The sequence below is a fragment of the Chryseobacterium sp. CFS15 genome (assembly GCF_031118795.1).
Lineage (GTDB): Bacteria > Bacteroidota > Bacteroidia > Flavobacteriales > Weeksellaceae > Chryseobacterium > Chryseobacterium indoltheticum.
In genome coordinates this window covers 427,924-443,126 of the sequence record NZ_JAVHYL010000002.1, presented here as the reverse complement: position 1 = coordinate 443,126, position 15,203 = coordinate 427,924, and the positions used below count along the sequence as shown (strand labels likewise).

The window sequence follows — 15,203 nt, the reverse complement described above, 5'->3', positions numbered from 1 at the left end:
TTATTTAAAAATTATAGGGAAAAATTAACTCCAAAATTGAACGTTAGTGGCAACGGATAGCCGAATGCCGGTGTTTCAGGATCAATTCCTGTAAAGCTTTTCGATTTTATAGTCCAAAGATTTTGAACACTTGTGTATATCCTGAAATTAGCAATGTGATATTGTTCCATCAAAGATTTCGGGAACGTATAACCCAACTGTAAAACTCTCAGCTTCAAATAACTTCCGCTTTCTACATAATAGGATGAGAATCTGGATTCTGCATTGCTGTCAACTGTCGTAAGCGCAGGAATATCTGAGTCGGGATTCTGGGGCGACCAAGCATTCAGAAGTCTTGTTCCTTTATTGGAACCTACATCATCCACGCTCCAGAAATCAGTCTGGTATTTTTTTGAATTAATGACATCTACATCGCCGATGCCCTGCCAGAATGTTGAAAGATCAAAGTTCTTATATGAAAAGTTGAGGTTGATACCATACATAAATCCCGGATTCGGATTGCCAATCCACGTTCTGTCTTTGTCATTAATGATTCCGTCACCATTTAAATCCGCGTAGCGAATTCTTCCCAAACCTTTACCTGACTGACTTGCAGAATTATCCACTTCTGCCTGAGTCCTGAAAAGTCCATCGGCAACATAGCCGTACATTGAGTTGACTGGGCGTCCCAGGATATTATCCGTGGTTCCGTTTCCACCATAATTATTGATAACCGATTGCGGAAGTTCGGTAATTTTGTTACGGTTCATCGAGATATTCCCTGAAACTTCGTAACGGAAACCACCTGCAGTTTCATTCTGATAAGACAATGCAACTTCAATCCCTTTGTTTTCCATAGAAGCACCATTAATCCATCGGTCTCCTCCTTCGCCGATCACCCCAAGATAAGGTGGCAATACAAGAATGTCTTTTGTAGCTTTTTTATAAACATCGACACTACCTGTCAATTTTTGATTAAAGAATCCGAAATCCAGACCTAGATTGGTCTGCGTTGTAGTTTCCCATCTCAGATCGTCATTTTTTGTCTGCGTTGCAATAAAACCTGATGGAAGTAATCCGCTTCCGACACCGGAAATATCGTAAGCCGTCCCGTAAGATGTTGCCCACGTTGGATTTCCTCCCGCATAATTTGCTATATACAGCGAGTAAACCGCCGAATTGCTGATTTCCTGATTTCCGGTTTGTCCCCAACCTGCTCTTACCCTCAAATCTGAGAAAAACGGAATCAGATTTTCTGCAAAATGTTCTTTATTAATTCTCCATCCTGCCGAGAATGCAGGAAAAGTTCCGAAACGGTTATTTTTACCGAACCTTGAAGAGCCGTCATAACGCATTGTTGCAGAGAAAAGATAGCGATTGTCATAATCATAGGAGAATTTTCCGAAGTAGGACAATAGGCTGTAATACGTTGAGCCGCCGCCGTTGAAAGCATCTCCTGTTCCCGCATCGGGATACATGTAATCCGGTGTTTCGATCAAAAACCCTTCTTTTCTCAGCCAGGTATTTTTATATGTATCCTTGTACATTTCCATTCCAGCCAACACATCAAAATGGTGATTTCCCGCTTTTGCGGTGTATTGTGCGGTATTAGTCCATGTCCATTTTTCTGTGTCCGACTGGTCGATGTTTACTGCATTGGTTTTATTTTGCAGATAACCCGAAACATAGCTTCTTTGCAGCATTCTCTTATAATAATTGGAAAGATCGATTCCGAAGCTTGATTTTAAGGTCAGATTTTTCACAGGCTGCAATTCGGCATAGACATTTCCGAAGAATCTTTGGTATTGGTAACCGTTGTCTTTATTGTATTCCAGAAGTCTGACAGGGTTTTGTCTGTCATTCATTCCTCCAACCGGTCCGCCCCACCCGATTCCGTCTACCGTATGAACCGGAATAATCGGCAAAGCACGTAAAGCAGGATCTAAAACTCCCGGATCCATCAGTTCATTGGTTTTAGTGAAAGTAAAATTTTCCCCGATTTTAAGCTTTCCGTCGAAAAAGTTATAAGACGTATTCACACGGGCCGACAATCTTTTGAAATTGGTAAGCTTCACAATTCCATTATTATCGTAATATCCTAAAGAGAAATAATAAGAACCTTTATCCGAAGAACTGGAAGCAGCAACATCCAAAGAATTGGCAACACCGGTTTGCGAAACCTCATCATACCAGTTGGTATCGGCTGACTTTATGGTTTTTGCCGCATCCAGAAATTCCGGAACATTGCTGTTGAATAAAGTCGGAACACCATTTTGAAGACTCCAGTCAAAATTGTAGCTCAAATTGTTGTTATTCGGGTTTAGTCCGTCATTGATATTAGCCTGCCAAAGCACCTGTCCAAATTGTTTTGCATTCAGAACCTCTGTTTTCTTTGCATATTGTGAATATGCCGTATAATAATTAAGGTCGATTCTCATCTTTCCTTTTTTTCCTTTTTTGGTAGTGATAATGATCACACCATTGGCCGCGCGGGAACCGTAAATACTTGCAGAAGATGCATCTTTCAGCACCTGCATCGATTCGATATCACTCGGATTAAGCTCGTGCATTCCCGATTTTGTGGGAACACCGTCTATCACGTATAACGGATCTGTATTATTTAACGTTCCAATTCCACGAATCAGTACTTTTGTGTTGCTGCCGGAAGGAGATCCGTCAGCTGTAATATTAACACCTGCTACCCTTCCCTGTAAAGATTTGATCGGATTGGGTTCGGACTGCTTATTCAGGTCTTTCATATCCACCACGGAAACTGCACCCGTAATATCTGCTTTTTTCTGCTTGGTATATCCGGTAACAATGACCTCATCTATACTTTTTATTTTCTCTGCGGCCAAAACGATGTTAAGAACTGTCTTTTCATCAACAACTACTTCACGGGTGGAATGATCAGGATAAGTGAAAATTAATATGTTTCCTTTTTGCAGATCATTGATCTGAAATGTACCGCTGCTGTCTGTTGTGGTATTGGCTCCGGTTTCCGAAACGGTTACAATAACTCCGCTTAACGGTTTCTGATTTGAGGAAACCACCTTACCTTTAATGACTTCCTGCGCAAATACATACGAAAAAGGCAGAAGGCATAAGGAGATGGCTATTTTGTATTTTTTCATACTATAGTTTTTATTTGATATTAATCTGATGAGCATTAATGCTCAGACTACTTCCTTTGGTATCTGTTGATAAGCTCAGTTCCGAAAAGCTTTCATTAGGGAAGAAGATTTCGGTCATTACCTTCTCTCCGTTATTGAAGAAAATTTCGATGGAAGTTTTATCCAATACAATTTTGAGCGTTGCATTTTGATAGCTTTTTGCTAATGGTGCTTTTGAAATCCTGTCTGCAAAATTGTCCTTAAAATCGGTTTTCCCGGATTTTGTACGGTCAATAAAAAGTTCCTGCTTATTATTATCAATTCCGAAAATCACCTTTTCTCCCAATAAATTTTTCAAAGTAAAAGTGTAAACTCCTTTGGTCATTTTTTTGAAATCGACATTTATAACTGCTTTGGAAAGATCTATTTCTCCTTTGCTGATAAGTTTCTTGTCTGAAACAAGGTTGATTTCTTTTTTAAATGTTTGTCCTTCGTAATTTTTAAGCTGGGAAATAGGAATGTTTTTCAAAATGTAACCATCTTTTGTTCTTTTCAAAGTCACTTCACGAGGAATAGTAGAACTTCCTCTCCATTTTTCCGTAGGCACATTCGGCGAATAATCCCAGTTTGACATCCATCCTATAATTACTCTTTTATTATCCGGAACGTTATCAAAAGAGACACTCGCATAATTATCTCGTCCCCAATCCAGCCAGGCCACTTTTTCTTTTTTGAGCTGTTTTGTAAAAACATCATCCATTTTGAAGGTTGTCCCGTCAAAATCACCTACAAAATACTGGGCAGCAGAACCTCCATTCGGCCCACCCGGATTGATGTTAACGATAAGCACCCATTTTTCTTCATTGGTGCCTTCTACCTTTATTGGAAAAAGATCCGGACATTCCCAAACGCCGCCGTGACCGCCTAAATCTTTACCAAATTCTGAAAGGAATGTCCAGTCTTTCAAATTTTTTGAGGCATAAAAATGCTGACGGTCCTGAGCCGCCACTCCCATTACCCATTGACTTCTTTTCGCATCCCAGAAAACTTTAGGATCCCGAAAATCTTTTATTCCCGGATTTTTCAGTACAGGATTGTTGCTGTATTTAGTCCACGTTTTCCCATTATCTAGAGAATAAGCGATCGCCTGAGACTGTGCATCGATTTCTCCGGCCTGCTCTTTTTTCATATTGTGATAGGTAAAAATGGCTACCACGGGAATATTTTTTCCATCCCCAAAACCAGATGTATTATTCTTGTCTACCACTGCACTTCCGGAAAAAATTGCGCCGTTCTCATCATAAGCAATTGCAGGAGAAAATTCTTGCCATTGTATAAGATCTTTACTGATGGCATGTCCCCAATGCATCTTACTGAAATCCGGGGTGTTTTGAAAAGGTGTGTACTGGTAAAATAAATGATAGGTTCCGTTGAGATAAAACATTCCGTTAGGATCATTCATCCAGCCTTTTTGAGGAGTGAAATGATAATTGGGTCTGTACAGCTGCTCTTCAGACTTCTGCGAAACCGACTGTGCATTGAGCCCGGAATAAAACGTAGCAGCGATGATTAAAGTTGATATGATTTTCTTCATTATGATTATTTAAAAAGGAATTTTTGAAATATTTAAAAACACATTATTCAATTATATAGGTGTTCTTTCTGATTATTATATTGATGGTGCAAATCTATTTGGTCAGTGTTTTGCTTAACTTTTCCAGTGATATACCCTTTGTTTCCGGCATCATAAACATCACGAATAATAATTGGAATACCATTGCAACGGTAAAGACTAAAAACACGGTTCCTGCTCCTATTGTTGAAAATAATGTAGGAATCAATGATGGAATGATTGCTGCGAGAAGCCAGTGTGTGGAACTTCCGAAAGCCTGTCCGGATGCGCGAAGATGATTCGGAAAGATCTCAGAAATAAATACCCAAATCACCGTTCCCTGACCAATAGCGTGAGAAGCAATAAAAAGGAACAGGAAAATAGGAATCGCCAATCCCGACCAATGGAAATAAAACGCCATAGAAACAAGTCCTAAAGAAATAATATAACCTACAGAACCCAAATACATCAGTGTTCTTCTTCCAACTTTATCAATAAGATTGACTCCAACCAGAGTGAAAACCATATTTACAACACCAATACCGATACTGCTAAGAAGTGCGGTCTTTTCACCCAAACCTGCTTCTCCAAAAATCCTTGGTGCATAATATAGGAATGCGTTAATCCCGGACATCTGATTAAAAAAGGCTACGAGAAAAGCCAACATCAAAGGAAAACGGTATTTTTTCATAAAAATATTTTCCTTTGGTGATTCTGCATGGTCATCTTCCATCTGCATGATTAAAGTCTCAGAATTCTGATCAGGGCTTAGGATTTTCATCACTTTTTTCGCTTCATCTATTCTGAATTGGGAAACCAGCCATCTCGGACTTTCGGGAATAGTGACAACACATACTGTATAAATGGCTGCAGGAATTGCCTGCACTCCAAGCATCCATCGCCAGTCGTTATCACCAATACCGCTTAATAAATAATTCGATAAAAATGCAATCAGAATCCCCAAAACAATATTAAACTGATACAGGGAAACCATTCTGCCACGATCTTTTGCAGGAGCAATTTCTGAAATATAAGCCGGCGCAGCAATCGTAGATGCACCAACACCCAAACCACCCATAAACCTGAAAAATGCAAACAGATATGGATCATTTGAAAGCGCAGTTCCTATTGCAGAAAGCGCATACAGAACACCAATGATTAACAGCGTCTTTTTCCTTCCCAATCTATTGGTCGGAATCCCGCCGAAAATAGCGCCTATCACAGTTCCCCACAATGCCATTCCCATTACAACTGCTCCGTGAAATGCATCTGAACTGTTCCATAGTGTCTGCAATTTTTTGTCTGCACCGGAAATCACTACTACATCAAACCCGAAAAGAAATCCTGCCAAAGCAGCCGTGATAGACCACATAAGAATTTTATTCATCTGTTAAAATATTTATTTGTTTGTGGCTAATATATTCCGAGGCGGTAATCTGAAGGTTTAATTATGTAACTAAATGTTTCAGCAAGGTTAACTATTTGTTAAATAATCACAACTTATTAAATATCAACACATTATTTAATAATAGTTTTATTAAAGTTTACTCAGGTTTCAAAAATGTAACATTGTTTTATAAAAATGTTACATGCATTTTGGAGTATTTAAGGTTTAAGAACAATTAATGTAATGAAGATTTTAACCGAAAAAAGGGTCAAGGTGTATCGTTTTTGGATCAAGAACTTTTAAGAATTACAATTCCTACGAAAAGCTGTTTATTTTTCCGAATGAAGGCGCATTGTTGATAAAGCATCATCAAAAAAGCAGCAATTTGATTTACTGCTGCTCAATATTGTAAAAATATTAGATTTGAAAATTAATTTTAAATATAAATTAAAGCTTGAAATTTGTAGTACAATGTTATACTTAAGTATGTCATCATTCTTTCCCTGCAGACTTTCTAAAAGCATTTGGCGATATCCCGAATTTATTCTTGAAAACGGTGGAGAAATAATTCGGAGAAGAAAAACCGGTTTTGTAGGCAATCTCTGAAATCGTCAGTTCAGGATTCTGAAGCATCGATTTTGCCTGTTCAAGACGGAAATTGTTGATATAATCACTCACATTTACATCAAACATTGCTTTTATTTTTCTGTATAACTGAATTCGGGAAATATTGAGCAGGTCTGCAAGGTTTTCTACTGAAAAATCGGCATTGTCGATATTGGTTTTGATCAAATTATTCAGATTGTTCACAAATGTTTGTTCAATGCTTCCGAATGATTTGCTGTCGACAATTCTACCAATATTATTTGTATAATAATAACGCAGTTTTTCACGGTTGTAAAGCATCGCACGCAACGACTGTATCAGAATCGGGTAACTGAAAGGTTTTGTGAGATAAAGGTCAACACCGGATTTTAACCCTTGCAGGTAAGACTCTTTATTGTCCAGCGCAGTCAAAAGAATAACCGGAATATGTGATGTGCGAAGGTCATTTTTCAGGATTTCACAGATTTCAAATCCATTTTTATCAGGAAGATTGACATCACAGACGATAATATCCGGAATTTCACTTAAAGCCTTATCAATCGCATCCGTACCATCAGAAACCAGCACGTCAAACTCATTCTGAAGCTTTTTGCTTAAAAAGAATGATAAATCTGAATTATCCTCCACCAAAAGAAGAGAATATCGTTCGCCCTGAGATTCCTGATTTTGCGTAACCGTTTCGTCTTCCAATCCTATAAAAACAGAATCTTTTGCGAGACTTTCGGCATCTGCAAGACTTGGTTCTTTCACCATTTGGTCTTCATTGAAATGCTTGTTTCCTTTGTAAAGATGAATGGTAAATTCTGTTCCCTGAAAAGAGCTCACTTCTATTTTCCCAAGATGAAGCTCGATGAACTGTCTGCTAAGATGAAGCCCGATTCCGGAACTGTTTTTTCTATTGTTGGAGCCTTTGAAATAAGCTTCAAAGACATTGCTGATCTCCTTTTCCGGGATTCCGATCCCATTATCTTTAAAGCTGATGACTGCCTGATTTCCTTTTTCCTGAATCGTGATTTCAATCTTTCCATTGTCCGGCGTAAATTTGAAAGCATTAGACAAAAGGTTGAAATATACTTTATCCATCAGATTTCTGTCAATATAAAGTTCAAGGCTTTTATTCTGTGAATGAATTTCGAATCTGATATTTCTTTTCTTAGCTTCATTTTCAAAATCACGAAAAATGGCGTACGTAAAATCGTAAATATTCGTCTTGGAAACTCGCAAATTAAACGTTTGATTTTCTATTTTTCTAAAATCCAGCAGGTTATCTACCAAACGCAATAATCTGTTGGAGTTTTTATGGATCAGTTCCAGCTCATAAGAAGGTTTTGTACCTTTAGATTTACCTGAATCCATCATAGAATCCAATGAGCTGAGAATAAGCGTAATGGGAGTTTTAAATTCGTGAGACATTCCCGTGAAAAAATTTACCCTCGCTTCATTGCTGTCTTTCAACTCATTAGCAATGGTTTCAATCTGATTTCTTTGAATGGTAATTCTCTCGTTGGTAAGCGTAAGCTGCTTATTTTTTATCTTGATCGCATAAATAAGATAGATAGAATAGGCAACCAGACAAAACATCAAAATCAACAATACGATAGACCAACGGAACAATTCTTTTTGCGAAGAATAAAGTTCGATTTGTTTTTTAACCGCCTGTACCTGATTTTCTATAACGCCCTGCTGTTCAATAATTTTATCAAACTGATTGCGCATAATTTCTGCATTCATCCGGTCAATTACCGTTGTGCTGAGCTTGATGCGTTTGGGAACGACAGCACCGTTATGAATCTTAATGGCAGTTTCGATGGCTTCTGCTCCGCCAGTCGGATACAATAATGTGGCATTCAGCTTTCCGTCCAGCACCATTTGTATTCCGCCGTCTTTTGTATTTAATCCGTCAACGCCGATAAATTTGATTTGATTTTCCAAACCTGTTTTCCTTGCAACCTGCCACGCATTCGCCGCAAGCTCATCATTAAAAGCAAAAACATACAGACTTTGATTTCCTACTGAATCAAGTGTTTTTCTAAAAGCGTCTGCAGGAAGTCCTTTAAAGATTTTGATTAAAGCTGTGTTAGGATTATTTTTGATGATTTCCTGAAAGCCAAGACTTCTTTCTGTGGTTGGAGAAGATTGGTCATCGCCTTTTATTTCGATTACTTTTTTATAATTTTTAGAATCTGAAAGAATATAATTAGCTGCTTCTTTACCAATTTCGATATTATCTGCACCGATATACGTCGTATATTTTTCTGAATTGATCTTCCTGTCGAGCAAAATAACCGGAATGTTTTTTGCTGCTGCTTTTTCAACTACAGGAACCAAAGATTCGGGATCAATCGGTGAGATAATGATCACATCCACCTTACGATCAATCATTTTTTGTATATCCTGAACCTGTCTGCTTACAGAATTTTCTGCTTTCTGTATATTGAGCTCGACTTCTGAATGAAGAGAGGCCTGTATCTCCATAGAATGGTTCATTGCCGATCTCCAGGGATGATTTCCCAAACCTTGTGAAAACCCGATCCTGATTTTGTCAGAACTTTTCTGAGATTCTTTACAAGAAAAAAAGACAAGTAAAAACAGCAAGAATAAAGCTCTGTAAGCTTTAAGAAAACCAAAAGCTTTCGAAAATTTTATTATTAACATATTAACACAATATTAATAAAGATGTTGCAGATAGGCAATTTTAATTACAGCATTCTTACCACAATTCTCTTCTATTTGGTATTTATATGTACATTCTAAGTTAAATATCTAAAGAACGATGACTAATTTCCACAACCTTTGAATAATTCATCGCATTACTAATACTTCATCATTATCAATTCGTGCGAAAGAGCTATATTTAAAGAATAATTACCATGGTATGCCGAGGCAAGTCTTTGAAATAACTCTTATCCAAAATTGATTTATACAACGCTTTTAAATATTGCTATTTTCCAGGGAATAGTATTGGGTTTAGTGATTTTGAAGTCTTCCCTATTCAGTAGTCATTCAAACAAATATTTAGCCTACTTACTGTTTGCGCTTTCAATTAAATTACTGACTCATGTTTTTGAGATTCAGCAGGTATTTACTTCTTATCCTCTTCTGCGTTTCGTAGACAATGTCGAATGGGTATTTCTGATACCAGCTTTCCTATTCCTCTTTATTAAAAACAGAACAGATCATACCAGACAAAGCAAACTAAAAAACTACTGGTGTTTTATTCCTTTTGTCTATTCCGCTATCCTTAATATTGTAAACGATCTTGATCATGTTGCCGGGATTTATAATTTCCCAGATACAGGTCTCGCTATAATTAATGTACTTGGGTTGTTTCATCTTGTTTTAGCCGTTACATTCATCCCGTTCCTGCCGCTTTACTCTTATTTTATGATAAGAAATCTAAAAGATTCTCAGGAAAAAAAATGGATATTTACCTTATTAACAATTGTTTCTTTATTATTATTTGCCTGGCTCATTACCGCCCTAGCCGGATTACTTCTTAACTATGATATTTCTTCTACAATGAGTGCTGTGGCTTTATTTGCAACATTTATCATTCATTGGACAGCATATATCGGCATTTACAAATATAAACTGGCAAAAAACAAAAAGGCCATCTACAATTTTCTAAATCAAGATTCAGCTATTTCGTATCCTAATCTGCAAACTGTGCAAAATAATGGTAATGACACACCACATGAACATAAGGAATCTATCACAGCAGATAACCTTTATTTTCAAAAATTAGAATTTCTTTGTAAAGATCAGCACATTTATACCGACAGTACACTAAACAGAGAAAAAGTAGCTGAAAAATTAGGCATAAGCGCAGGATATGTTTCACAAATTGTAAATACGGTAACAGGAGACAACTTTGCGCATTATATCAATCAATATCGTGTGGAAGCTGTTAAGGGAATGATGTCGGATCCGGAATATTCAAATTATACTTTGCTGACAATGGGACTAGAATCTGGTTTTACCTCAAAAACCACATTTTACAATGCCTTTAAAAAAGTAACTGGTAAGACTCCCAATGAGTACAAAAACAGCAACAAATAAGTACCATTTTATCCATTTTTAAGGTTTTGAAACCCTTTCTAATTTGATTTATTTGAGTTTTGCACTTAAAATAATTCAAATTAACTTTTTTATGAAAAAGAACTTTTTACTGTTCATCATTTTGTTTGCTTTCTGCTCTGTGAATGCCCAAAATGAAACTGATGCAAATCCTTATCAGAAAAACAATGAAATTAAGCTGAATCTTATCACACCATTATCCGGCGCTGTGGAGGTTGGTTTTGAGCGGTACCTCAACAAAAAGTCATCGGTGGGAATCTCTGCATTATTTGTATATGATCATACAAAGGAAAACGATATGAATTACTTCGTCTCCCCATATTACAGATACTATTTCGGGAAAAAATATGCTTCAGGTTTTTTTGTCGAAGGATTTGGAATGTTCACTTCCATTGACGGAAAAAAAGTATACGCAGCAGACAATGTGACCTTCACTGAAGGCAAAGATGTTTACGATCTTGCACTAGGCGTCGGTTTTGGATGGAAAGTGGTTACCAGGAAAGGATTTGTTTTTGAAGCCAATGTTGGCTACGGAAGACTAATCTTCAATGCAGATAAAACAGATCACAATCAGGTTTTAAAACTTGGATTGAGTATTGGCTACCGATTTTAATATCAATTGATATAAATACCAAACAGAGTAAGATTTTGTTTGTAGAAATAGCGCTATTCCTCATTGTATTACAACAAAAACCCACAGTGAAAAGGTTTCTTTCCTCTTACTGTGGGCTTTATTTTAGTTAAATATTTACTAAACTTTTAATTTGTTGGAAAACGTTTTAATTCCTACCAAACAAAGTCACATGGTTGTTGTCTTTCAGCAATTACTCTTTGTGATTTCGTTACATACAATCTAAGGAAGCAACGTGCACTAAGAGTAGCTATAAGCTTACCTTGTATTTTAACCGCCATCGTGCCTCCAGACTGATCAAAATTATAAATGACGATCTGTTGTTTAGGATAAACTCGTTTAAAATCAACAGTCATTTTAACCTGTTCGCCAATAATATGGATCAGTCTATTTCTATCATCTACAGCAAGGACGCCGGAAGGATCTATATTATATTCGTGTGGATCTAATCTAATGGCATAATCAGATTGATCATTAACAATTTCATCTCTTAAAGTAGCTAAGTTACCATTAGGAATAAATAGGGTGTCAGGATTTTCATCTTCTGATTTAAAGTTTTTACTTGCCTTTACAGATCCCTCTACAGTCAACTTATCATCCTTATTAGCCTCTCTTCCCATTCCGAGGAGTTGTGTATCTACATTGAAGTTTAACCCATCAAAATTGCCGTAAAGTGAACCATATTTATAATATTCATTTTGTTTACCCGAAACAAATCTTTCAAAAGTATGATCCATCATCCCCGATTCATTTCCGTAGAAGCCATCTGCAAGCATTAATCTTGAACCTGTATTGATGGAAAATTCTTCATTTAGTTTTAATCCATATTGAGAAGCATAATTCCATTGCTGAATATTTAAATTGGTAAAATCTGCATCTGTCCAGAATTTAGTCCATTTACCCCATTTATCATCAATTCCTTTTCTAAGTTTCAACATTGGAGCACCCGCACCATTGCTACCACTTTGATTTGCAAATGCCAACTGATAAGAAGAATCACCTGTAGAAGCAGTTGTACCGTCCCAAGGAGCAAAAGTCATAATACCTGCGTAATTTCCAGAACCTCCTAAACCGGCACTTGTAGAATTAGCAAAATCAAATCTCACCCTGCGAGGAGTAGAGTTTGGTGCTATATCATCTGGATTTCTTGATCCGTCTCTTGATGTTACAAAGTAATTGGTAAGATTTACAGAATTATTTCCGCTTATATATAATTGTTGTCCACCTTCACTTTCAGAACTTGTGCTTAATTCGATTTGGCTTTTATTTACTGCATGTGCACCGAGGGTTCCATTTGGAATAACAGGGCTATGAGTAAATGTCTTAGTATCAGCTATCGTTTCAACACCACTGCTTTTTACAAATAAATTTAGAGACTCGTTTTTAGTGTAATAATTTGATAATGCAGAATAGGTAAGATATCCTGCATTGGCATGATTTCCCCAACCAAATGCAGTTTCACCGTTATTAATTCTTGAATCATTACCTTGTGCAACAGTATTTACAGTTGTTCCGTATGTTGGAGTAAAATTGGTTCCTGCTAAGACAATACCATTACTGCTTGTATAGATTATGTTATTATCTGTCCAGGGAACATTTACTACAGCTTGATTATTATTATTCAGTTGCACAGCATAAGAACGTCCTTTTATTTCTGTAACTGAATTTGGCGCCATATTATTTACAACATCAGAAAATAATCTTATTCCCCCTAGTGAAGTTGATGTTGCTACTGTAAGCGAATAGGAAGGTAAATTACCTTTAGTAACTGTAATCCCATTGGCATTTTGAGCAACATCTGTGATATAATTACCAGAACCTGATACTGTGATAGGTAAACTAAATGCAGTTCCTGTTAATGTTAATCCATTCCCAGCGGTATAAGCTGTATTTGTATCAACCCAAGGCACATTTACAACAGCCTGACCTGCGGAGTTTAACTGAATACCATAGGTTCTACTTGCTGTAGCTGTAACTGCATTCGATGCAACTGTTTGTACAGTGTCACTGAATATTTCAACACCACCTTTATTAGTGCTTGTTGCTGTAGGTAAAGTGTAAATAGTATCAGTAAATACTGCACCTGCCGGTACATTTGTCAAAACCTGAGAATCATCTACTTTACCATCTAATGCACTTTGTAATCCTGTGACCTGAGCAATAGTATGTGTATGGTTCACTGCTGATGCACCAACATCTGAATATGTTAAATTAACAACACCTGTTTGACCATTTACACTTTGAACTGCCCCTGATGAAATTTCCACAAAAACACTTCCGCTCCATCTGTAAGACTTATTGGTATCTGTTGTGACATATATTTTACCGGTCTGCTTTTCATTTGCTGGTAATGCATTAATTACTGCTAAACTTGCACCTTCTATAACATCATCAACATAACTTGGTAATTGTGTAGTCGGTATTAATCCAGCAGCATCTAACGTAGCTACACCATTTGCAGCACCTCTTTGGGATAACGGGATATACAAACCTAACTGCGCAGTAGTGGCATACCCTGCATTGGCATGATTTCCCCAATTATAAGCAGTGTTCCAATTGTTTATTTGTGTAGCTGTTGGTACAGATGGAATTATTTGTGCACTCAATCTTCCTACAGAGTCTGCTACAACCATTCTTGTACCTGTCCCAGCTAAGGAAGAAGCTTTTAATGTGTCTGTATCACCTTCCCAACCAAAGAATCCATCATTACCATTTACAGTTCTATCATTTAACCATTTATACATTCCCCATTGAGACATTGAGCCAGATGTACCAGAACTAATCCCACCAACTCCAAAAGTTTGATTATTAGCCGACCAGTTATGTCTAAGAATCATTTCAGCTCTTGAAGTATTAGTTGTTGTTGAAATAGCAAAGCCTCCAACATCTCTTGAACCTACCGTCGAACCTCCCACTTGACCACTTGCATTAATAGCATTTGTAGTAAAATCAACCCATAGTTTTCTATTTGCTAAAACTAAATTTGGACTGTTTCCTATTGCGAAAGTATTAGCATCAGCCAATCCCAAATAATGCGTTGCAGCATTAAATCCCATAGCAATACTGTTATTAATAGTATTACCAGGTCTTAGCAATGTTATACTACTTGAACCTGTACCATTAAATATCCAGTTTCCTGTCGTCGTTTTATCACCAGATAGTCCTACTTGATTTGTACCCGCTGTAATATGATCTCTTATAAATTGTGTATTAGATGTCGTTTGTTGTAACGTATGCGTGGAATTATCAGGATTAACTGTTATTGTATAAGTATCTGGATTATGTAAAGGATCACTATCAATTGCTAATACATCCGTTATAACTGTTTTATTATAGGGACCAAAACTACTTAAAAAATTGATTTTCAAGTGTAAATTTGAATCATCTTCTTTATAAAATTCTATATTCGATATAAAAGTACTCGAACCATGTAACCATGTAATTCTTGGTATATACCAGTTATATAAGTATTTGTACATGGAAACTCGGAAAGATACAGAATTACCAGGATAGCCAAACAAAGTAATAGTAAAAGAGCCCATCATATTTGATGTTCCTGCTGTAGTTAATTTTATCCCAACGCTATTAACCGTTGTTTGGTTTTGAAGTACAAAACTTTTTACTTGAAGAGTTGAAGAATTATTTTTTAAAGCAGTAGATTCAACTATTCCTGCATTATTTATATTCTTAGTATTAAGATTGATATTAAATGGTGAGCCATTAAAAGGTACATACTTTGAATCTGCTTGATTTACTGTCGTATAGACTGCATTATCTAAACTACCATCCGCCTTTAAA

The 15,203-nt window shown here is 36.8% G+C and carries 7 protein-coding genes; 2 read left to right on the top strand and 5 right to left on the bottom strand.

The annotated features are described in order from the left end of the window. Window positions 1-11: 11 nt before the first annotated feature. From OH814_RS04600 to OH814_RS04585, 4 genes are all read right to left on the bottom strand, one after another. Window positions 12-3,113, bottom strand: coding sequence for a TonB-dependent receptor (locus tag OH814_RS04600; protein WP_308827293.1), 3,102 nt, complete (start codon window positions 3,111-3,113; stop codon window positions 12-14). A gap of 10 nt (window positions 3,114-3,123) precedes the next feature. After that, window positions 3,124-4,686, bottom strand: coding sequence for a glycoside hydrolase family 32 protein (locus OH814_RS04595; RefSeq protein WP_308827292.1), 1,563 nt, complete (start codon window positions 4,684-4,686; stop codon window positions 3,124-3,126). Between the two features lie 94 nt (window positions 4,687-4,780). Beyond that, complete coding sequence (locus tag OH814_RS04590) at window positions 4,781-6,091, bottom strand: sugar porter family MFS transporter (RefSeq protein ID WP_308827291.1); 1,311 nt, start codon at window positions 6,089-6,091, stop codon at window positions 4,781-4,783. 492 nt (window positions 6,092-6,583) lie between these two features. Next, window positions 6,584-9,352 (bottom strand): substrate-binding domain-containing protein, encoded by a 2,769-nt coding sequence (locus tag OH814_RS04585; RefSeq protein ID WP_308827290.1) that lies wholly within the window; start codon window positions 9,350-9,352, stop codon window positions 6,584-6,586. Between the two features lie 258 nt (window positions 9,353-9,610). On the opposite strand from OH814_RS04585, the gene OH814_RS04580 reads away from it, so the two are divergent. Beyond that, on the top strand, window positions 9,611-10,756 hold the full coding sequence (locus OH814_RS04580) for a helix-turn-helix domain-containing protein (RefSeq protein ID WP_308827289.1): 1,146 nt from the start codon (window positions 9,611-9,613) through the stop codon (window positions 10,754-10,756). A gap of 91 nt (window positions 10,757-10,847) precedes the next feature. Then, a complete protein-coding gene (locus OH814_RS04575) occupies window positions 10,848-11,387 on the top strand; it encodes a DUF3575 domain-containing protein (RefSeq protein ID WP_308827288.1) in 540 nt (179 codons plus the stop codon). Window positions 11,388-11,560: 173 nt separating this feature from the next. Here the strand turns inward: OH814_RS04575 and OH814_RS04570 are convergent, their stop codons facing one another. Continuing rightward, window positions 11,561-14,461, bottom strand: a complete 2,901-nt coding sequence (locus OH814_RS04570) for a hypothetical protein (protein ID WP_308827287.1) — start codon at window positions 14,459-14,461, stop codon at window positions 11,561-11,563. Window positions 14,462-15,203: the final 742 nt, after the last annotated feature.

Bases quoted from the DNA above. Each gene is read 5' to 3' on its own strand.
- OH814_RS04600 (WP_308827293.1), bottom strand. From the start codon at position 3,113: ATGAAAAAATACAAAATAGCCATCTCCTTATGCCTTCTGCCTTTTTCG.
- OH814_RS04595 (WP_308827292.1), bottom strand. From the start codon at position 4,686: ATGAAGAAAATCATATCAACTTTAATCATCGCTGCTACGTTTTATTCC.
- OH814_RS04590 (WP_308827291.1), bottom strand. From the start codon at position 6,091: ATGAATAAAATTCTTATGTGGTCTATCACGGCTGCTTTGGCAGGATTT.
- OH814_RS04585 (WP_308827290.1), bottom strand. From the start codon at position 9,352: ATGTTAATAATAAAATTTTCGAAAGCTTTTGGTTTTCTTAAAGCTTAC.
- OH814_RS04575 (WP_308827288.1), top strand. From the start codon at position 10,848: ATGAAAAAGAACTTTTTACTGTTCATCATTTTGTTTGCTTTCTGCTCT.
- OH814_RS04570 (WP_308827287.1), bottom strand. From the start codon at position 14,461: ATGGGATTTAATGCTGCAACGCATTATTTGGGATTGGCTGATGCTAAT.